Source organism: Clostridium sp. 7_2_43FAA (genome assembly GCF_000158375.2).
In the GTDB taxonomy this organism is placed as follows: Bacteria; Bacillota; Clostridia; order Clostridiales; family Clostridiaceae; genus Clostridium; species Clostridium tertium.
This window is the reverse complement of record NZ_JH815220.1, coordinates 25,279-46,147: the sequence shown is the minus strand read 5'-3', so window position 1 is coordinate 46,147 and position 20,869 is coordinate 25,279. Positions and strand designations below refer to the sequence as shown.

Sequence of the window (20,869 nt, the reverse complement as noted above, 5' to 3'; positions counted from 1 at the left end):
TAAAATATTTAAATTTTAACATTAGAGGAGAGGATGATATGCAATCAATAAGTGCTGGAAAATACAAAGGAATAGACATATCAAGTTGGCAAGGAGAGGTTAACTTTAATCAAGTTAGTAATAGTGGAGTTCAAGTTGTATATATAAAGGCAACAGAAGGTGACTATTATTTAAATCCTAGAGCAGATGAGTATTATTCAGGGGCTAGAAGTAATAATATGCTAATAGGGTTTTACCATTTCTTTAGGCCAAGAGTAGATGCAAAGACTCAAGCCAATTATTTTTCAAGCTATGTAAAGGGAAAAAGTTTTAATTGTAGATTAGCTTTAGATATTGAATTATCAGATGGATACGGAGCAGCTGAGATATCTAATATGTGCGTAACCTTTTTAGAAGAAGTTAAAAGGCTTACAGGGAAAGATGTTGTTGTATACACATATACTAACTTTGCTAGGACAAGTCTTACAAATATCTTATCAAAATATCCTTTATGGATAGCAAATTATGATGTTACAACACCTGGAGATAATCCTATATGGAATAGTTGGGTGGGATTCCAATATTCAGAATCAGGAACTGTACCAGGAATAAGTGGATACTGTCCTTTAGATGTATTTACAGATGGAATATTAATATCAGGAGGAAATACTAGTATTCCAAATATAAATCAAGGTGGAACAACTACAACTTATACAGTAAAAGAGGGAGATACTTTATCAGAAATAGCACAAAGGTATGGAACAACAACGGAAAGATTAGCACAAATAAATAATATAAGTAACCCAAACTTAATATACCCAGGACAAGTTTTGAAAATTAGTTCAAATAGTTCAGCAGGGAATACATCAGGGGGAACAGCTACAACTTATACAGTAAAAGAGGGAGACACTTTATCAGAAATAGCACAAAGGTATGGAACAACAACAGAGAGATTAGCAGAAATAAATAATATAAGTAACCCAAACTTAATATACCCAGGACAAGTTTTAAGAATTAGTTCAAATAGTTTAACAGGAAGCACCTTGGGTGGAACAGCTACAACTTATACAGTAAAAGAGGGAGACACTTTATCAGAAATAGCACAAAGGTATGGAACAACAACAGAGAGATTAGCAGAAATAAATAATATAAGTAACCCAAACTTAATATACCCAGGACAAGTTTTGAAAATTAGTTCAAATAGTTCAGCAGGAAACACATCAGGGGGAACAGCTACAACTTATATAGTAAAAGAGGGAGACACTTTATCAGAAATAGCACAAAGGTATGGAACAACAACGGAAAGATTAGCACAAATAAATAATATAAGTGACCCTAATTTAATATACCCAGGAGAAGTAATTAGAATAAATTAATAGTCAATAATAATTAAATATAATAGACTTACTTTTAATATAAATTATTGGTAAGTCTATTTTTATGAATAGCGTTCATATAATTCGGAAAGTGAATTATAATAAAGATAAATTCATATAACAATAAATAATTACATATAAATGAGGTTCTCTAAAGAGATAATCTTAAAAATAAGCAGTATAATTAATTTAGAAATAGATATATTTAACGTTAAATATTTTGTTTAGAATATATTTCAAAAGAATATATAAAGATATAATGAAATATTAAGTTTTATTATTTAAATGTAGGGAGTGGTAACGTTGAAAAAGTTAGAACAGTTTATAGAAAATTTATGTGGAAGCTTTAATAATAATGGACAAATAGATAGAGAGCTTGCAGCTGGTGAAGTGATACACCCTAAGGCAAAGCATATAAATGGTGTATGTAATAATAAAATAAAGAATTTACCAAAGAATTTTAATGGATATTTTGTTATAGAAGAAAGTTATTATGAACAAGGAAAATTTACAAATATATTACCACATCTATTTTTATTTAATTTAAATGAAGAAAATGAAGTAGTGTTAACTTCTTATGAGTTACCAAAAGGAATAGGTAAAGAAGAATTCAAAAATAATAATGATAATTTAATAATGGATTATAATGAGTTAGAGATATCAAAGAAATTTACTCCAATGGTTTATAAAGAAAATGATGGATTTTTTGAGGGAGAAAGTGTTAGTAATTTTACACCTGAAACTGAATTTACTTTAAAAGAAAAGATTGAAGATGAAAAGATGTATGTGAGTGAGGTTTTTAGGAAAAATGGGAAAATTACTTTTGGATTCGTAGATCCAATTATATATGAGAAAATAAAATAAGTAATTTCAAAAGTAGTGGATAACATATAGTTATTCATTACTTTTTTTATGAGAATGAACAAAATTGGTAGATTGGAATGATTATAAGTTTTAGTGTATAATTAATGGATAAAATAAATATTTTTAAGGAGGTAATATGATTGAATTAATGATTATATGCGGATTAATATTATTGATTTGCATAACATCCAGTAAGATTTTATACAAATTTGGGGTTCCAATGCTTTTAATTTTTATAGTATTAGGAATGCTATTTGGCTCTGATGGAATTGTAGGAATATACTTTGATGATTATGAATTAACGAGTAAGCTATGTTCATTAGGGTTAGTATTTATAATGTTTTATGGAGGGTTCGGTACTAATTGGAAAACAGCTAAGGAATCAGCTGTTCCATCTATATTAATGTCAACCTTAGGGGTTATAATTACAGCAGGACTTACAGGATTATTTTGTTATTTTATATTAGGTACGAGTTTATTAGAAGGGTTTCTTATAGGATCTGTTGTTGGTTCAACTGATGCAGCTTCAGTATTCTCAATACTACGTTCTCAAAAACTTAACTTAAAGGGCTCACTGGCACCTTTGTTAGAAATAGAAAGTGGTAGTAATGACCCTATTGCATATATGTTAACACTTATAGTTTTAACCTTCATGTCTAATACAGGGGTAGGCTCTATGGTTCCAATGATAATAAAGCAAATAGTATTTGGAATATTAATAGGAAGCATATTAGCTAAAGGGGCTGTTTATGTAATTAGACGTGCTAATTTTGAAGTAGAGGGTTTCTATACAATATTTATAACTGCCATTGCAATATTATCCTATGCAGTAAGTGAATGGCTTGGAGGAAATGGATATCTAAGCGTATATATGGCAGGGATTATAATAGGTAATAGTAAGATACCTCACAAGAAGAGTTTATTCCATTTCTTTGATGGAGTATCTTGGATAATGCAAATTGCTTTATTCTTTATTTTAGGTTTATTATCTTTCCCATCTAAATTACCACAAGTAGTTGGTATATCTATAGCAATATCGATATTTATGATAGTAATAGCAAGACCATTAGCGACATTTATAATTTTAAGTAAGTTTAATTATTCTGTTAAAGAAAAGATCTTCATATCATGGGTAGGTCTTAGAGGTGCTGCATCAATAGTTTTTGCAATATTTTCTATAACTTATGGAGTTAATATACAAAATGATATATTCCATATAGTGTTCTTTATAGCATTATTATCTGTAGCTATACAAGGAACGTTAATACCAAAAGTAGCACAAAAGTTAGATTTAGTTGATGATAGTACTCCTGTATTAAGAACATTTAATGACTATAAAGAAGACAAGAGTACAAAGCTTTTAGAAGTTAATATATTTGATGATAGCAAGTGGGTTAATAAGACCATTATGGATTCTGATATCCCTGAGGATATATTAATAGTAATGATAAAACGTGGAGATGAAGTTATAGTTCCGAAAGGATCTACAATTATTAATAAGGGAGATATTTTAGTATTAAGTGCTAATAATTTTGATAATTTATTAAATAATTAGTATGAATTATTTAATTTGAAGATTTTATATAAATAGATTTCCCATTTAATAATAATCTTTTTAATTGTAGAGATTATTATATGAAAGATATGTGCTTTTGTAATATTTCATAAAATCAAATTTGGAGAGGGAATTTATGGGGAGAAAAGAAAAAGTTTTAAGAGAAAAAATAATAAATGATTTATCTATAGATAAAAGACAAATAGGTTATTATTCAACTCCAAGTTTTATATGTGATTATATTACAATGAAGGTAATGGAAGTAAATAATAATGGGAAGAGTGTTTTAGATCCATGCTGTGGAAGAGAAGAAATGCTTAATCCTTTTAATAAGTTTAATATAGAAACTTATGGTATAGATATCATTAAGTATAAAGAAGAGTATAATTGTAATTTTAAAAATACAGATTTTATAAAATACTATTATGAATTTGTTAGTGCAAATAATCAAATAAAAAACTTAAATTATGATTATTATGTTTTAAATCCACCTTATAATTGTCATGAAGTTCAATATATAAGGGATAATAAAAAGGAATTAAAAAAGCATTTCAATGATGTAGGTGTTCATAATATGTATGGACTTTTTATTTCGGCTGTAATAGATTTAGCAAAAGATGGTGCTGTTATAGGAATAATAACTCACGACTCATTTTTAACTTCTAAAAGTTATCAAGGTCTAAGAAAGAAAATATTGAACACCTGCTCTATACATGAAATAACTATGTGTCCTACTGATTTGTTTTTTGAGCAAGGTGCTGAAGTAAGGACTAGTATAGTTATATTACAAAAGGGATTAAGCTACCAAGAAAATGTAATTATAAACAATAGATGTAGAAGCATAGAAGAGCTAATTAATATTTTAGATTCATCTAATAATAATTTATACAATTTAAATGATATAGTATTGAATAATAAAATGGATAATAGTGAATTTATAATAGAGTGTCCTGAAAAGGTTAAAAGCTTATTTACACTTAATAGATTAGGAGAACAATTTAAATGTATAACGGGAATATCGACAGGTAATGATAAATTGTATTTATCAAAAGAAATGAATGATCCATATACAGTTCCATTTTATAAGAATCCAGGAAAAGATAAATATTATACAAATAAAATCATGTATATAAATAAGGATTTTATAAATATATCTAAAAGTATTCCTAATTTTATAGTAAGAAATAAAGAACTTTTATATAAGTCAGGAATAATTTGCTCTTCAATGGGGGTACAATTTACAGCTTGCAAGTTACCCAAAGAAAGCACCTTTGGTGTAAATACTTGTATTATATGTGATGATAAAGATGCATTTTGGTTACTTGCGTATTTAAACTCTACTTTAGTGACTTATTTAGTTCGAGGTGTTTTAAATAGAAGCAATATGATAACATCAGGATATGTATCAAGAATACCACTTTTACACTTTGACAATGAAGCAAAGGAGAAGTTATCTTATTTAGGGTGCTCAGTATATGATAAAGTTAAAAATGAAGAAGATATTAATGAAATATTAAATGAAATAGATGAGATAGTTAATGATACTGCTAACTTATCTAATGATACAATAGTATATATAAATAAGTTTAAAATTGATTTAATTAAGAGAACATAAAAAACAGTCGGTAAGACTGTTTTTTATTATAAATTATTCATCTAAAGGCTCAAATTCATCTTTAGAAGCACCACAAACTGGGCAAACCCAATCATCAGGTAAATCTTCAAAAGCTGTATCAGGATCTATTCCGTTATCTGGATCACCGTATTCTGGATCATAAACATAGGTACAAGGTACACAAATATATTTTTGCATTAATATAAACCTCCTAAAATTCCTTTATATTTTAAAATGTATTGGGTATATTATAAAAATATGATATAAATTATTATAAATGATAAAAAAATAATAAAATAAGAACAGATTTAGAGATAGAGGTGATTATATGGGAAGAAAAACTAGTAAAAATAATGATTTACTAAGTAGTGTAAGAAAGGATACATCTCCTAAAATATATTCTTTATTAGTTGATTTAGTAAATGATAATAGAGAAGATTTAGCAGAATTAGTATTAAAAATAGATTATTTATTAGAATATACAAGCACATGTATAAATCATAAGGATTTTGATGAAGCAAAGGAAACCATTAAGAGAGTAGAGGATAGAATAAGTATCCTTGAAAAAGAAGGTAAAAATATTGAGTATTTAAGGTATCTTTATGAAGGGATAAAAAAGAAATGTAAATAACACAAAAGGCTATTTAATGCTTGCCTCAAGCTTAAAATAGCCTTATTTTTATTTAATTATTTTCTTTTTCTATTTTTATTTGCGACTTCGATGTTTACTTTTCTCTTATTAAGCTTAACACCGATACATTTATCAAGAACTTTATCCTTAACGTCTGGAGATATATTAACAAATGAGAAGTTTTCTAATATATCTATATCACCTATTGAAGAAGCTCTTATTCTAGCTGTATCCTTAATAAAGTTAACTAGAGTTTTAGGGTTTATGCCATCTCTTCTTCCTATAGATAAGAATAAACGGATATCTTCTGATTTAGGAGCTTCTAAAACATCAGATGTATAAGTTTCTAATAAATCATCATTGAATTTATTTTTTATTAATGCAGCAATAATTTCTACAGAATCATACTTTTGAGTTAATTCTGTTGCTACTGGGATAAACTTTGAGTAATCAGAATCATTAATAGTATTAGTTACATCTTCTAATATTGATTTTGATTTACTGTTAAATATATCATTAACTGTTGGGATATTTTTTCTAGATATATCGCTTTTAGTTACTGATTTTATTTGTTTTAACATTGAATACTCTTTTGGAGAAACTAATGAATAAGCTATACCTTCTCTATTTGCTCTTCCAGTTCTACCTATTCTATGAACATAGCTTTCAACGTCTTGAGGTAAATCATAGTTTATAACGTGTGTTATACCCTCTACATCTATACCTCTTGCAGCTACATCAGTTGCAACTAAATAGTTTAAAGAACCTTCTTTAAATTTCTTTAATGTTCTTAATCTATGAGCTTGAGACATATCTCCGTGCATACCTTCAACTACATATCCTCTTGATTGCATACCTTCAACTAGTTCATCTACGCCCTTTTTAGTTCTACAGAATATAATTGCAGATGATGGAGTATCAAAATCTAAAACTCTACAAAGTGCTTCAAATCTTGTCTTATGAGATACCTCAAAGAAGTTTTGACTTATCGTAGATACAGTCATAGAAGTTTTCTTTATAGATATATGCTTAGCATCAGGTTTCATATATCTTTTAGCTAATTTTCTTATTTGATCAGGCATAGTTGCTGAGAATAATAAAGTTTGTCTTTCACTTGGTAATTGTTTTATTATATCTTCTAAGTCATCTATGAAGCCCATATTCAACATTTCATCAGCTTCGTCTAAAACTAAAAACTTAATTTGATCTAGTTTTATAGTTCCTCTCTTTATATGATCTAAAACTCTACCAGGAGTACCAACTACTATATTAACATTTCTTTTTAATGCTCTTATTTGGTTTGTTATTGGATCTCCACCGTAAACAGGTAGTATTGTTAAATCATCATATTTTGATAATCTTTTTAGCTCATCATTAACTTGTATTGCTAGTTCTCTTGTTGGAGCTAAAATTATAGCGCTAAGTCCACTTTTTTTAGAAATATGATTAATAATTCCACATCCAAAAGCGGCAGTTTTACCAGTACCAGTTTGAGCTTGACCTATAAGGTCATATCCTTGTATAGCCACAGGTATTGCCTCAGCTTGTATTTGTGATGGTTTTTCAAAACCTAAATCATTAATAGATTTCAAAAGGGTATCCTTAAGCCCTAAGTTACTAAATTTTATTTCGTTCATTCAAAATCCTCTTTCTTTTAGTATTTAAAATAATATATAATTAAATATATATAATATATTTTTTATTTTATATTAGCTATATAATTTAAATAACATATCTTAAATCATAACTATAGTATGTACTATAACAGGTCATATTATGATTTTAAGTACTATTAAATTTTTGCTATAATGTAATATTATTTTTTCTTAACTAACTTAGTATACACTATAATTCAGAAATATGCTCGTATTATTTATTAGTAAAATAAGTTATTTTGCAATAAATATTAAAAAAACAATAAGTAAACGTTTGAATGGAGGAATAATATGGAGAATTATAGAGAAAAATTATATTTTTACAAAATAGATAGCATAATAGGTTCTATATATATTGTAAAAAGTTTAAAAGGATTAAGAGGAATTGAATTAATAGAAGAAGAGTGGATCAAATTTAAGGGGAAAAATAATTTAATAGAAGATAAAAAGATATGCTTGGATGTAATTACTCAATTAAATAAATATTTTGCAGGAGAAAGAAGAGACTTTGATTTAAAATTAGATATAGAAGGAACTGAATTTAGAAAACTAGTATGGAATGAATTAATAAAAATTCCATATGGAGAAATAAAAAGTTATAGTTATATAGCAAAAGCAATTGGTAACGAAAAGGCTGTAAGAGCAATAGGGCAAGCAAATAGAGCAAATCCTATTCCTATAGTAATACCTTGTCATAGAGTTGCTGGTAAAAATGGAAAGTTAATAGGATATGCTGGAAATCATACAGATATTCAAGAAAAACTTATTAAATTTGAAAAAAGATTTAATTAAAAGAAAATAAAAAGGAATATAAAGGAAAATATAAATTTTACATATTATGGGATAGGTTAAGCCTCTCCCTTTTTTATTTGTATAAAAATATCATTGAAATATAACTATAAGTATTTTAATATATAATTATAAAGTAAATCAATAGTATATAATTAGTAAAATGATAGTATTTAAATGAAATAATGAATAGTATTTTTATATTAATATATTTAGTAATAAAAGTGAGGAAAAAGTTATGGATGCTCAAATTATTCAAGATTTTAACAATTTATATTTTAGTAAGAAACAAATTTCAAGAAGAATATTTGACAAAGAAGAATTGGAAAATATATGGAAAATAATTGAAGATGATAGAATGAAAATATCTTTTGAAAGTAATTTTAATTTCAAACCATTTGTAAATTATTGGTTTAATAATACAGAGGATATTATTAGTAATACAGAATTTATTAATGAAGCAAATAATTTAGGGGTATTTAATTATATATCTTCAAAGATAAGGGAGAAGATATATAATTCAGCTGAAGAGGCTGAGTTACTAGGATTGGCTAATTTAGAGAATATAGTTATTTCAGATGAAATACTAAAGAATTTAAAATTAGCTATTAGTAATGGCTGCAATATAGATGAAGAGTTTATATGTAATTTATATAGTATTGTTGATGGAGAAGGTATAAAAGATAATAAGAATGCTATAGAAGGAATTGTTAGAAATGAGTCAAATGCAGGTAATATAAAGACTTTAATTTCCTTAATAAATGAAGACGAAGGGAAAAATGCATTAATAGTAGCTGCAACAATATATTTGTATATAATAGTCAACAAGCCTTTTAGAAGATATAACTCTATAATTTCAGAGCTTTTATCATATAAATATCTATTGATTAATGGGTATGAAGTTATAAAATACTGTTCATTATCAACACTTATAAATTCAAAATTAAAAAAATACAAAGCTGCAATCGAAAATAGTATATATTCAAATGGTGATATAACTTATTTTATAAGATTTTACATAAGTGCATTAAGAGAGGCGGTTGAAGCTTTAAATAATGAATTAAACTATAAATTTGGTAAAAGGATATTAAAGGAACTAATTGAAAGAAATAATGTAAGATTAGAAGAAAGACATATTAAATTTATAAACAGCATTTTATCATCTAAGGATAATGTTGTAACTATTGACAACTATAAAAATAAATTAGATATTTCATATGAAACTGCTAGAAGCGATTTAAATTATTTAGTCACATTAGGTTTTTTTAAGATTGCTAAGTCAGGAAAAAGATATGAATATTACAAGAATGATATATCTACAATTGTGGATAACTTTGAAGAATAATGTTGACAAATTCAAATAATTATTAGAAAATAACTAAGGAAAAAATTAAGTGTTAAAGAGCAGATGGGCGGCCAGACTACCCATATGCTCTTTTTTTATGCATTAAATTAAATAAACAAAAGTTGGAGGAACTAGATGAAAAAGATACTAAAGGATAAAACATTTTTAAAGACCATGCTTACGCTAGCTTTACCAATAACATTTCAAAATTTTATTACTTCATCATTAAACCTTGTGGATAATTTAATGGTTGGTAGGTTAGGAGAAGAAGCTATTGCAGCTGTAGGATTAGCAAATCAGTACTTTTTTATTTTTATGCTATGTATTTCTGGGATAAATGCAGGAGCTAGTGTATTTATGTCTCAATATTGGGGAAGAAAAGATATAGTTAGCATTAAAAAGGTATTGGGATTAGATATTACTATTGGGTTTATAGCTTCATTAATATTTGGAGGAGCTGCATTTATTATAGCGGAACCAATAATGAAAATTTTATCAAGGGATATTCAAGTTATAGAATTAGGCGTTCAATATTTAAGAATTATTGCAATAAGCTTTATATTTACTAATTTTACGCAAGGTTTTTCTTCAGCTCTTAGAAGTTCTGAGCAACCCAAAGCACCGATGTATGCAAGTTTAATAGGTGTATTAAGCAATGCATTTTTAAACTGGGTATTTATTTTTGGAAATTTAGGTGTAAAACCAATGGGGGTATCAGGAGCTGCTTTAGCTACAACTATAGCACGTACTATAGAAATGATTTATATAATTGTAATAATATATGGTAAAAAGAATATTATATCCTCAAAGATTAAGGAGTTATTTGCTTTTGATATAAACTTTGTGAAAATATACTTTAATACATCAACAGCTGTTATAGCAAACGAATTATTATGGTCATTAGGGATGACTGCATATTCAATTGCTTATGCTCAAATAGGGACAAGCGCTGTTGCCACAATGCAAATTGCAACTACTTTAAATAATATGTTTATGGTACTGTGCATTGGACTAGCCTCTGCAGCAGCTATTATGGTTGGTAATAAGATAGGTGCAAATGAAGAAGATGTTGCAGTTGATTACTCACATAAAATAGGAAAAGTTGCACCGGTTCTTGGATTAATAATAGGAGTTTTAGTTTGGGTTTTAGCTCCTCAAATAGTTAAGCCATTTAATGTAGAAGCAGGAACATTTAATGATACTGTAGCAGTTTTAAGAGTAATGGCTTTGATATGTCCTATAAGATCTTATAATGTAGTTATGATTGTAGGTATATTTAGAGGTGGTGGAGATACCCTTTATTCCACATTAGTACAACTAGGAACAGTTTGGTTTTATGCAGTTCCAATGGCATTTTTAGCAGCTATAGTCTTTAAGTTACCAATAACATTTGTATACTTACTAATATGCACAGAGGAATTTATTAAAATTTGTTTTGAGAGAAGAAGATTGAAATCAGGAAAGTGGATTAAAAATGTAATAGCAGAGAACGAGTTAGCTGCTTAGATGAGAATTAAAATCAATGGTGAAAAGGGAAAAAGTGAAAGGATTTTTGAATAGAAGGTACTTTGAACCTTTAATAAAAAGGATAGTAGATAGATTTATTTTACATAATCCATCTACTATCTTTTTTATTAGCTATTTCATTTTAATAATTCAACAAAGTTGAATTATCTCTTCAAATTTTCAACTCTTTAATTCTTTCATTTTTCACTTTTTTAATTAGGTAATTTGCTTTTAATTATTTCATAAACTTTTTTAGGTAAAGCATCTTGTTCTTCTTTGGTTAAATTAGCAGTTTCTATAGCTGGGTGGATATATAAATCTACATGAGCAGGTTGTACAATCCATTTTTTCTTGTTAGATTCCATTATTTTATAAGATCCGCTCATTGTAACAGGTACTATAGGAACTTTAGATTTTGTAGCTAATTTAAAACTACCAGCTTTAAATTCGCCCATTTTATCACCTTTACTTCTTGTACCTTCTGGGAATATAACTAATGAATGACCATTTTTCAATACTTTAACGCCTTGAATTATAGCTTCACCAGCTTTTCTTAAATTACTTCTATCCATAAAGATACAATGCATGTATTCCATCCATGTACTAACTCCAGGAATTTTTTTTACCTCTATTTTAGATACAAATCCTTTTAATCCAGGAATTTTAGTTATATATATTGGAATATCAAAATTCCCTTGATGATTTCCTATAAACAATACATTTTGATCCTTAGGCAGATTTTCTAGCCCGTGAACTGTAACCTTAACTCCGGCAACTTTTAAAAGTCTATTAGCCCAAGCTGTAGTTGCTTTATGAACAAGTTTTTCCTTTTCATTTTCTAAACCTTTTTTATCAAGTCTTTTAGTTTTTATCATACTAGGCATACTAAGTAGTAACCCTACAAAGAAGACTATATACCAAGCAATGGATCTAAGCATGTAAATCAAATCCTTTCAATATTTATTAAAAATTTCATAAATAAAGTATATAACAAAGTTAAAGCATATAAAAGTATATAAATAGATAACTTTAAAAGATGAATTTAATATTTATAGAGGGATAACGAAACAGTAGAGGCTAAATAACTATAATTATATGGATAATTAGTTTGATGATATATAATTGAAGCTATATGGGAGTTTTATAATATAATGTAATAATATTCATATGTAAATGCAATTAATAATTTAAGTAACTATATAAGTAAAATAAACATATAGTAAGTAATAAAAAGTATTTTAGAGGTGAAAGGTTTTGAATAAACTAGACCCAAATAAACTTATAATTGATTTTAAGAAGGGGATATCTCAAGATGGTCCAATAATTCCCCGTAACTATACAGTTACTCATTCAGATGATACAGGAGATATATTAATAACAGTTGCGAAAGATTATAATAAGGATCATGTGACTGATAAAAGAGATGAGGTATATGGTAGATGGTGCGAAAATGGTAATAATTATGTTTTATGTCTTTATCTAAATGTAGATGGAAATGAAAGAGATAAAAATAAAGTAATACAAAGAAATAGAATATTTAGAGATGCTTTACCGTTGATAATTACAGCTATAAGGCAGGCGGATTTAGGATTAATAAAAAAACACACTAAATTAAATGAATCAGACATATTTGTAAAATTCAATTCAAGATTTGATGAATTTTACAAAGTTGAGAATTGGGGAAAATTAAAAAATTATAAGTATATAGAAGATGATTGTGATGAATATGAACTTAAATCACCAGAAGAAGGTGGATTAATGGAGCAAACAAGATCTGCAATACTTAGAAAAAAGAAATTTAAAATTAGCATGGAAGAAGGCGTTATACTTAATCTTTTAAATCCATATATAGAAAATCAGTTGTGTATTGCATATGGAAAAAATATAAGGTATTGTATTCAAAAATGTGAAATAATTGATATTGATGAAATAAAATCATTAGATGGATGTGGAAGAATATATGAGGTATCCTTATCAGTCAAAATTAATATTAAATCTAAGATTAGAGAGGTATCTATGGATTTTATTATAAAGCCAAATGGTGTAATAATTAAAAGAACGGAAGAATAAATAATTGCTATGGAGGATATTATAGAAGTAGGATAATATTGACATATACCTAATATTATTATACAATTTATTTGGTAATCATGTCTCCATAGTTCAATGGATAGAACAGTCCCCTCCTAAGGGACAGATACAGGTTCGATCCCTGTTGGGGATACCACGTAAAACCCTCAAGCCTTAATTTTATTAGGCTTGAGGGTTTTATGTTTTTTTATAATACTAAGAATACAAATGAAAGTATTAAAGTAAGATATATTTTTATAAGGTTTATTTATATGGTGTAGTTACTAAAAAATAAATTACGGTAACTACTAATTGTGTAGTTACTAAGAAATATATTAAAGTAACTACAAAATGGGTGCTTACTAAGAAATATATTAAAATATGTAGTTACCAAGAAAGATTTTAAGGTAACTACAAAAAAGGGAATATAAAATTAGTTATAGTCCTTTTTATGTGTACAAGTAAGATAAATAATTATATAATTTTAAATTTTTAATTATATAAAGCTTATGTGGTAAATATTATATATTATAGAAAGATATTTAAATTTTTTATTAAAATCATTATATTGATTTTAAGATATGATATAATATAAAATAAAAAAATTATTTAATTTAGGAGTGTGAATAAATTTGGAGAGTTATACGTGGCAGATAGTATTATTAGTAATATTATTGTTGATGTCAGGATTTTTCTCTATGTCAGAAACTGCCTTAATGGCACTAAGTAAAATTAGAATAAGACATATGGTAGAAGAAGGAGTTAAAGGGGCAAAGCTAGTTGAAAAGCTTGCTGAAGATCCAAGTAGGTTATTAGGAGCAATATTGATAGGAAATAATATTGTTAATATAGGGGCATCTGCACTTGCAACATCAGTTGCTGTTAAAGCGTTTGGAGAAGGTGCAGTAGGTGTTGTAACCATTGTAATGACTATATTAGTATTGATATTTGGTGAAATAACTCCAAAATCTATAGCAAAGCAAAATTCAGAAAGTGTTGCTTTAAAGGTTAGTAAAATTATAAATATTGTAGTTAAGTTATTTAGACCATTTATAGCTATATTTACAGCTATATCTGGATTATTTATAAGACTTTTAGGTGGAGATCCAAAGGCAACAGAACCATTTATAACAGAAGAAGAGCTAAAGACCATGGTAGGTGTTAGTGAAGAAGAGGGAGTACTTGAGGATGTGGAAAAAGAAATGATCTTCAATGTCTTCGAATTTGCAGATTCTCAAGTCAAGGATGTTATGGTTCAAAGAGTTGATGTAGTGGCGGTAGATATAAATGCTACCTATGATGAAGTTATAAATATTATTAAAACTGAGCAATTCTCAAGAATACCAGTTTATAATCAAAACATAGATGATGTTATAGGAATATTAAATGTCAAGGACTTAATAATAGCTTCTCAAAGTAAGGAGAATTTTAAGATTTCAGATTACATGAGAGAGCCTTATTATACTTTTGAATTTAAAAAGATTAGTGAGTTATTTAATGAGATGAAAAAAACTAGAAATCACATGTCTGTTGTATTAGATGAATATGGTGGAAATGTTGGTATAGTTACTATAGAAGATTTAATTGAAGAAGTAGTTGGAGAAATTGAAGACGAATATGATGATGAAGAAGATAATGATATAATAGTTGTTAAAGAAGATGAATATATCGTTGATGGAAGCGCTAGATTAGATCATATTGGTGATTTAATAGGTGTTACTATGGAATCAGAAGAGTTTGATTCTGTAGGAGGATTAGTAATTGGTGAATTAGGAAGATTTCCTGAGCAATCAGAAGAAGTTAATCTTAATAATATCAGATTTGTAGTTGAAGAAGTGGATAAAAATAGAATTAAGAAAGTTAGAATATACACTTAATTTAAAGATAAGATGGAGAACTATGTAAAATTAAGTTCTCCATTTTATTTTATAATGGAAAGATTCTTAATAAGAAGGTGTATTTTATGGATTATATGGATCTAGCAATAAATGAAGCTAAAAATGCATATAACATAGGAGAAGTTCCGGTTGGAGTAGTTGTTGTTAAGGATGGAGAAGTTATAGCAAGTCAACATAACTTAAAAGAAAAATTAAAGTTAACAACAGCTCATGCAGAGATATTAGCAATAGAAGAGGCCTGTAAAAAGTTAAATAATTGGAGGCTATCAGGTTGCGAGATGTATGTAACTTTAGAGCCTTGTCCTATGTGTGCGGCAGCAATAGCACAAAGTAGAATATCAAGATTATTTATAGGAACTTTTAATAAGGATATGGGAGCTTGTGGCTCTACTATAAATTTAATAGACTATAATATATTTAATTGGCATGTAGATGTTAAATGGTGTTACAATCAAGAATGTAGTGATCTGTTAACTTCTTTTTTTATAAAACAAAGAAGTAAGATATAAAATTTATAATTATGTCTTTATAAATAATTCATATTTATTTGGTATAATTATCTAAAAAGTTATATAATTAAAAATAATTACTATAAGAGGAGGAAATAAAATGAATCCAGTAGCTTTTGAATTATTTGGCTTAGAAATAAGATGGTATGGAATAATAATATCACTTGGAGTATTAGCTGCTATGTTGTTAATATATATGTTAGCGAAGAAGAAAAACTTAGATTATGATATAATAATAGATGCGTTTTTAATAACTTTTCCAATATCAATAATTGGAGCAAGGTTATACTATGTAGCTTTTGAATATCAAAATTATCATTCATTCATGGATGTAATTAACATAAGAAATGGTGGAATGGCAATCCATGGAGGAGTTATAGCTGCATTATTATCAGGTTACATATTTGCAAGGTATAGAAAAATAAACTTCTTAAGATATGTAGATGTTATAATGCCAGGAGTTATATTAGCTCAAGCAATTGGTAGATGGGGTAACTTTATGAATCAAGAAGCTCATGGGGGCCCAGTATCTAAAGAGTTTATAAGTAAGTTCCCAGAGTTTATACAAACAGGGATGTATATTAATGGAGTTTATTATCATCCAACATTTTTATATGAATCAATATGGAATTTATTAGTTTGTGCAATTTTGGTTTATATTATTTATAAGAAAAAAGAAGCAAATGATGGTATAGTTCTTGGTGGATACATGATCTTATATTCAATAGGAAGATTCTTTATAGAAGGATTAAGAACTGATAGTTTAATGTTTATGGGACTAAGAACAGCTCAAATGGTAAGCTTACTTGGAATATTACTAGGATTAGTTTTAATTGTTTGGATAAATAAGAAAAATAAGGCTGCTTAGGTAATATAGTTACATCAAGTTTTAAATGTTGCAATATGAATTAGTATGTGATAATATATAGCAGTAGTTAAAATTAAATAGCTATATATTATTTTATGGAGAGATGTCCGAGTGGTCGAAGGAGCACGCCTGGAAAGCGTGTATAGGGGAAACTCTATCAGGGGTTCAAATCCCCTTCTCTCCGCCATAGCCGTGCTAGATGGGGAGTCAGCGGTGCCCTGTAACCCGCAATCCGCTATAGCGGGGTTGAATTCCTAGCCTAGGCTTTAATCTGTAGGGTCTGCCTATGCAAGTGGTGTTGATGGCAAGGTCCCATACGACGTAAGTGCGTGAACCTCGTCAGGTCCGGAAGGAAGCAGCGATAAGCGATTACTGCGTGTGATATGGATCAATCTTGTCAGAGCTAACTACATAGTAACGCTTATAGATTACTGTCAAAGCTAGGTGCACGGTTTTAATTTTAGGCCTTTCTAACCAAAAGAAGGGTTTTTTTAATGTAAAAGGTAGAAAATAAATGTTTAAGTATTACATAGAATATTTATTTAATCAAAGGTTACTCTTCAATAGGATTAACATACAATAGGACAAAGAAAGCGAGGGCATTCCTTATGGGATACCCTCGTTTTCTTTATCTTTATTTCATAATATAGTTATAATTATTTGAGTAAATAACTATTTATTTTAAAAGATGGATTTATAAATGTAAAATTTATTTTAATCAAGGCTTTTTGTATAAATCGTAAATATATGAGGATGCTTATGATTTATATTTTCTTTATGACAGAAGCTTTCTGATATTTCCCACTCATCTGTAATTTCTGGAAAATATGTATCAGCTTCAAATTCATCAAAAATATGAGTTATATAAAGCTTATCTGCATATGGAAGCATTTGATTATATATACTAGAACCACCACATATAAATGTTTCTTCTTCAGTATTTAATAATTTTAATAATTCCTCTATAGAATTAACTACTACAGCACCTTCTAATTTTATGTCTTTAGTAGTAAGAACAATATTCCTTCTATTAGGTAATGGCCTTTTAGGTAATGACATATAAGTGTTATATCCCATAACTATTGTATTACCATCAGTTACTCTTTTAAAATACCTTAAGTCTTCAGAAATATGAGCAAGTAGCTTATTTTTATTTCCAATGCCATTATTTTTATCCATGGCAACTATTAAACTTATCATAATATTATATCCCCAATTCAAATTTTAGTTGTGGTTTAACTGGCTCGTAATCCACCATTTCAAAATCATCAATAGTAAAGTCATAGAAATTTGTTTTACCTTCTTTAAGTATTAATTTAGGTTGTTTATCACTAGGAGTTCTTTCTATTAATTCTTTTGCTTGTTCTACATGTCTATCATAAATATGTAAATTATCTACAACGTGCATAAACACTCCAGGCTTTAGGCCAACATGTCTTGCTACCATCATCATTAAAGCAACATATTGAGTTTTATTTATATGTCCAGCTGTACAATAGTCTGAGCTTCTTTGATGAAGTGTTACATCAAGATACTTATCTCTAACAGACCAAACAGTAAGAAATGCACAAGGGTTTAATCCTGGTGTTTCTTCAAAGTCTGCATATTGATATAAGTCTATAATATGTCTTCTAGTATAAGGCTCATTTTTTAATCCATCTAATAGCTTATTCATTAAATCATATTTTTTTACAGTAGCACCATATCTTTGACCAATTGTTCCTGTACCATTAACTTCCCAATCTCCCCACCAAGTAATTCCCATTTCTTCAAGTACTGATAGTTCATTTGAAGCTTTTTGATATATCCATAAAATTTCTTTAATGCCTGATTTCCATGCAACAGGTCTTAGTGTAGTAATAGGAAATTCACCTTTAGAGATATCATACTTTTCCACAACTTGATTTATATATATTGTGTGTGCAGGAGTACCATCTTTATATTTTGGTCTTACTTTATGACCTTCTGTACTTACTCCACTTGTAAGAATATCATTTAATGTATCTTTAAATAATTTATCTGTTTTTGATATAAAATTTGTTGTCATAGGTTCACCTCTATATCTTAATTTCACCCCAAGGGATGAACAAGTTATATTATACCATAAGGGTAAGTTAATATGATTTACTTTAACCTATTTTTTAAATCTGTTAATAGATATTACTGAGCATAATAAAAGATTCATTATAAAAGTAATTTATTTAGATTATTTAATTTAAGGTTATGTAAAGAAAAAATAATGTGGAAATTAGAAGAAGATGGGTTTGTTTAATGTTTAACGAAAAATAATTACAACATTTGTAAGTTATGTCATGGGAGTGATTGTAGAAAAGTAAAATGAAAGTTTTTATTGCAGGACTTGCATGTTGAAAAAATAAATATGAAGGATTTGAAATTAAAACTTTCAATCCTTCATTAATTTTCATCTTTAGTTTATAATATAAGTAAATAATTAAATTTAAGGAATGATTTTATGGGATATACAGCTTTATATAGAGAATGGAGACCACAAAACTTTTACGATATTGTTGGTCAGGAACATATAACAACAACAGTTAAAAATCAAATATTAAATGACAGAATTGCTCATGCATATCTTTTTTGTGGAACAAGAGGAACAGGGAAAACAACAACAGCTAAAGTATTTGCTAAGGCTTTAAATTGTTTAGATTTAAAAGATGGGGAACCATGTAATGAATGCGAGATGTGCAGAAAAATAAATGATGGTTTAGCAATTGATGTTACTGAATTAGATGCAGCTTCTAACAATGGTGTTGATAAAATTAGAGATATTATAGATGATGTAAAATATCCTCCTCAAGAAGCTAGATTTAAGGTTTATATAATGGATGAGGTTCATATGTTATCTACTGGTGCTGTTAATGCATTTTTAAAGACCTTAGAAGAGCCTCCAAATAACGTAATATTTATTTTGGCAACAACAGATCCTCAAAAACTTCCTATTACTATTCTTTCCAGGTGTCAAAGATTTGACTTTAAAAGAATAAATAATAATGAAATTACGGAACGTCTTAGAAAAATAGTTAATGAGCAAAATGCTCTTGCAGATGATAAAAGTTTAAATTTAATCGCAAGAGTATCAGATGGGGCTATGAGAGATGCCTTAAGCATATTGGATCAAGCTATATCAATGGGAAATGGAGCAGTAGAATATGATGTTCTTATAAATATGCTTGGGCTTGTTACAAATGATCATTTATTTAATCTTACTAATTCTGTAATACAAAGAAATGTAGAAAAATCAATTGGTATAATAGATGAAGTTGTTTATGCAGGAAAAGATATTTATCTATTTATTAAAGATTTAATAGCTCATTATAGAAATATATTAATGGCTAAAGTTACTAATAATCCTGAAGAAGTATTAGATATGTCAGAGGAAAATATAGCTCTAATAAAAGAGCAAGCTGGCAAAATTAGAGCAGAAGAAGTAATGAGATATATAAGAATTCTTCAAGAAACTGAATCTAATGCAAAGGTAAGCAAGCAAGCTAGATTATATTTAGAATTAGCTGTTATTAAAATGTGCAAAATAGAATATGATACTTCAAATGAGGTCATTTTAACTAGAATAAATAAGCTTGAAGAAGGATTAAAAAATGGTAGTCTTAAAGTAGTAAGTGCAGCATCTACTAATAAGGGCGATTCAAAAAAAGAAGTTGTTACTAATAAACCTAATAGAGAACAACCAAAGCTTAGAAGTAATGATATTGTAGCAAATGAAAATTCTAAGGTAACTTTAAATGATATTCAAAGATCATGGAAGGATATTTTAGAAAGGTTTAAAGCAAGAAGGGCTATGATAGTATATGCATCAATGCTTACTGGAAAGCCAGTTGAATGTAAAAATGGTGTTTTAACTATTGAATATGAAGATCAATTTAAATTTAATAAAGATAGATTAGAAAAGCCAGAATATAGGGCTATAATTCAAGAAGTATTAGCTGAAATTTTTAGAGAAGATATAAAAATTGCGTTTGAAGTTGAAGAAGTATCAAACAATGAAAAATCTACTGCTGATATGCTTTTAGAAACTTTAGGATCTGATATGGTAGATATTTTAGATGAATAAAAGTAAGTTATAATATATGCACATAAACGAAATAAAAAATAAGAATAATAAGAATGAAAATTAATACAAATAGTAGCTTTAATATAGTAAAATAAATAAAAATACTATATAATAAA

Annotated in this window: 18 protein-coding genes, 2 tRNA genes and 1 other RNA gene; 16 read left to right on the top strand and 5 right to left on the bottom strand. The window is 27.7% G+C overall.

Going from position 1 to position 20,869, the window contains the following annotated elements; translation table 11 throughout:
* Positions 1-38 precede the first annotated feature (38 nt).
* The 4 genes from CSBG_RS00230 (at position 39) to CSBG_RS00215 (ending at position 5,389) form a co-directional block, all read left to right on the top strand.
* Positions 39-1,355: a LysM peptidoglycan-binding domain-containing protein gene (locus CSBG_RS00230; RefSeq protein WP_008676030.1), complete on the top strand. Its 1,317-nt coding sequence runs from the start codon at positions 39-41 to the stop codon at positions 1,353-1,355.
* 303 nt (positions 1,356-1,658) lie between these two features.
* A complete protein-coding gene (locus CSBG_RS00225; protein WP_008676028.1) occupies positions 1,659-2,219 on the top strand; it encodes a hypothetical protein in 561 nt (186 codons plus the stop codon).
* 136 nt (positions 2,220-2,355) lie between these two features.
* Complete coding sequence (locus tag CSBG_RS00220) at positions 2,356-3,774, top strand: potassium/proton antiporter (protein WP_008676026.1); 1,419 nt, start codon at positions 2,356-2,358, stop codon at positions 3,772-3,774.
* 136 nt (positions 3,775-3,910) lie between these two features.
* Positions 3,911-5,389 (top strand): N-6 DNA methylase, encoded by a 1,479-nt coding sequence (locus CSBG_RS00215; protein WP_008676024.1) that lies wholly within the window; start codon positions 3,911-3,913, stop codon positions 5,387-5,389.
* A 33-nt stretch (positions 5,390-5,422) separates the two neighbouring features.
* Here the strand turns inward: CSBG_RS00215 and rd are convergent, their stop codons facing one another.
* Positions 5,423-5,587, bottom strand: coding sequence for a rubredoxin (gene rd, locus CSBG_RS00210; RefSeq protein ID WP_008676021.1), 165 nt, complete (start codon positions 5,585-5,587; stop codon positions 5,423-5,425).
* A 130-nt stretch (positions 5,588-5,717) separates the two neighbouring features.
* Between rd and CSBG_RS00205 the strand changes: the two genes are divergently transcribed.
* A complete protein-coding gene (locus CSBG_RS00205) occupies positions 5,718-6,020 on the top strand; it encodes a hypothetical protein (RefSeq protein WP_008676020.1) in 303 nt (100 codons plus the stop codon).
* Between the two features lie 56 nt (positions 6,021-6,076).
* Here the strand turns inward: CSBG_RS00205 and CSBG_RS00200 are convergent, their stop codons facing one another.
* Positions 6,077-7,657 carry a DEAD/DEAH box helicase gene (locus CSBG_RS00200; RefSeq protein ID WP_008676018.1) on the bottom strand — a complete coding sequence of 527 codons (1,581 nt, stop codon included), beginning with the start codon at positions 7,655-7,657 and terminating at the stop codon, positions 6,077-6,079.
* A gap of 309 nt (positions 7,658-7,966) precedes the next feature.
* Between CSBG_RS00200 and CSBG_RS00195 the strand changes: the two genes are divergently transcribed.
* The 3 genes from CSBG_RS00195 (at position 7,967) to CSBG_RS00185 (ending at position 11,315) form a co-directional block, all read left to right on the top strand.
* Positions 7,967-8,467 (top strand): methylated-DNA--[protein]-cysteine S-methyltransferase, encoded by a 501-nt coding sequence (locus CSBG_RS00195; RefSeq protein ID WP_008676016.1) that lies wholly within the window; start codon positions 7,967-7,969, stop codon positions 8,465-8,467.
* Positions 8,468-8,702: 235 nt separating this feature from the next.
* Positions 8,703-9,809: a Fic family protein gene (locus CSBG_RS00190; protein WP_008676015.1), complete on the top strand. Its 1,107-nt coding sequence runs from the start codon at positions 8,703-8,705 to the stop codon at positions 9,807-9,809.
* Positions 9,810-9,944: 135 nt separating this feature from the next.
* Positions 9,945-11,315, top strand: coding sequence for an MATE family efflux transporter (locus CSBG_RS00185; RefSeq protein ID WP_008676013.1), 1,371 nt, complete (start codon positions 9,945-9,947; stop codon positions 11,313-11,315).
* A gap of 212 nt (positions 11,316-11,527) precedes the next feature.
* On the opposite strand, the gene CSBG_RS00180 is transcribed toward CSBG_RS00185, so the two are convergent.
* Positions 11,528-12,190 (bottom strand): lysophospholipid acyltransferase family protein, encoded by a 663-nt coding sequence (locus tag CSBG_RS00180; RefSeq protein WP_334203813.1) that lies wholly within the window; start codon positions 12,188-12,190, stop codon positions 11,528-11,530.
* A gap of 379 nt (positions 12,191-12,569) precedes the next feature.
* On the opposite strand from CSBG_RS00180, the gene CSBG_RS00175 reads away from it, so the two are divergent.
* The 7 genes from CSBG_RS00175 (at position 12,570) to ffs (ending at position 17,112) form a co-directional block, all read left to right on the top strand.
* On the top strand, positions 12,570-13,385 hold the full coding sequence (locus tag CSBG_RS00175; RefSeq protein ID WP_008676009.1) for a staygreen family protein: 816 nt from the start codon (positions 12,570-12,572) through the stop codon (positions 13,383-13,385).
* A gap of 82 nt (positions 13,386-13,467) precedes the next feature.
* Positions 13,468-13,542: transfer RNA gene (locus CSBG_RS00170), tRNA-Arg, on the top strand.
* Positions 13,543-14,017: 475 nt separating this feature from the next.
* Positions 14,018-15,262 (top strand): hemolysin family protein, encoded by a 1,245-nt coding sequence (locus CSBG_RS00165; RefSeq protein WP_008676007.1) that lies wholly within the window; start codon positions 14,018-14,020, stop codon positions 15,260-15,262.
* An 86-nt stretch (positions 15,263-15,348) separates the two neighbouring features.
* Positions 15,349-15,792: a nucleoside deaminase gene (locus CSBG_RS00160; protein ID WP_008676006.1), complete on the top strand. Its 444-nt coding sequence runs from the start codon at positions 15,349-15,351 to the stop codon at positions 15,790-15,792.
* 100 nt (positions 15,793-15,892) lie between these two features.
* The gene (lgt, locus tag CSBG_RS00155) at positions 15,893-16,660 is read left to right on the top strand and encodes a prolipoprotein diacylglyceryl transferase (protein WP_008676004.1); all 768 of its coding nucleotides are present in this window, start codon (positions 15,893-15,895) and stop codon (positions 16,658-16,660) included.
* A gap of 97 nt (positions 16,661-16,757) precedes the next feature.
* Positions 16,758-16,847: transfer RNA gene (locus CSBG_RS00150), tRNA-Ser, on the top strand.
* Positions 16,848-16,850: 3 nt separating this feature from the next.
* Positions 16,851-17,112, top strand: an RNA gene (gene ffs, locus CSBG_RS17855) — signal recognition particle sRNA large type.
* A gap of 262 nt (positions 17,113-17,374) precedes the next feature.
* Here ffs and CSBG_RS00145 read toward each other — a convergent pair.
* Positions 17,375-17,860 (bottom strand): dihydrofolate reductase, encoded by a 486-nt coding sequence (locus CSBG_RS00145; protein ID WP_008676002.1) that lies wholly within the window; start codon positions 17,858-17,860, stop codon positions 17,375-17,377.
* Between the two features lie 4 nt (positions 17,861-17,864).
* On the bottom strand, positions 17,865-18,707 hold the full coding sequence (locus CSBG_RS00140; RefSeq protein ID WP_008675999.1) for a thymidylate synthase: 843 nt from the start codon (positions 18,705-18,707) through the stop codon (positions 17,865-17,867).
* A 426-nt stretch (positions 18,708-19,133) separates the two neighbouring features.
* On the opposite strand from CSBG_RS00140, the gene dnaX reads away from it, so the two are divergent.
* A complete protein-coding gene (gene dnaX, locus CSBG_RS00135; RefSeq protein ID WP_008675997.1) occupies positions 19,134-20,753 on the top strand; it encodes a DNA polymerase III subunit gamma/tau in 1,620 nt (539 codons plus the stop codon).
* Positions 20,754-20,869 lie beyond the last annotated feature (116 nt).

Excerpts from the sequence above, each read along its gene's own strand:
- CSBG_RS00195 (WP_008676016.1), top strand. The coding sequence starts at position 7,967 with ATGGAGAATTATAGAGAAAAATTATATTTTTACAAAATAGATAGCATA.
- rd (WP_008676021.1), bottom strand. The coding sequence starts at position 5,587 with ATGCAAAAATATATTTGTGTACCTTGTACCTATGTTTATGATCCAGAA.
- CSBG_RS00185 (WP_008676013.1), top strand. The coding sequence starts at position 9,945 with ATGAAAAAGATACTAAAGGATAAAACATTTTTAAAGACCATGCTTACG.
- lgt (WP_008676004.1), top strand. The coding sequence starts at position 15,893 with ATGAATCCAGTAGCTTTTGAATTATTTGGCTTAGAAATAAGATGGTAT.
- CSBG_RS00230 (WP_008676030.1), top strand. The coding sequence starts at position 39 with ATGCAATCAATAAGTGCTGGAAAATACAAAGGAATAGACATATCAAGT.
- CSBG_RS00190 (WP_008676015.1), top strand. The coding sequence starts at position 8,703 with ATGGATGCTCAAATTATTCAAGATTTTAACAATTTATATTTTAGTAAG.
- CSBG_RS00205 (WP_008676020.1), top strand. The coding sequence starts at position 5,718 with ATGGGAAGAAAAACTAGTAAAAATAATGATTTACTAAGTAGTGTAAGA.
- CSBG_RS00145 (WP_008676002.1), bottom strand. The coding sequence starts at position 17,860 with ATGATAAGTTTAATAGTTGCCATGGATAAAAATAATGGCATTGGAAAT.
- CSBG_RS00140 (WP_008675999.1), bottom strand. The coding sequence starts at position 18,707 with ATGACAACAAATTTTATATCAAAAACAGATAAATTATTTAAAGATACA.
- dnaX (WP_008675997.1), top strand. The coding sequence starts at position 19,134 with ATGGGATATACAGCTTTATATAGAGAATGGAGACCACAAAACTTTTAC.
- CSBG_RS00220 (WP_008676026.1), top strand. The coding sequence starts at position 2,356 with ATGATTGAATTAATGATTATATGCGGATTAATATTATTGATTTGCATA.
- CSBG_RS00180 (WP_334203813.1), bottom strand. The coding sequence starts at position 12,190 with ATGATAAAAACTAAAAGACTTGATAAAAAAGGTTTAGAAAATGAAAAG.
- CSBG_RS00215 (WP_008676024.1), top strand. The coding sequence starts at position 3,911 with ATGGGGAGAAAAGAAAAAGTTTTAAGAGAAAAAATAATAAATGATTTA.
- CSBG_RS00200 (WP_008676018.1), bottom strand. The coding sequence starts at position 7,657 with ATGAACGAAATAAAATTTAGTAACTTAGGGCTTAAGGATACCCTTTTG.
- CSBG_RS00160 (WP_008676006.1), top strand. The coding sequence starts at position 15,349 with ATGGATTATATGGATCTAGCAATAAATGAAGCTAAAAATGCATATAAC.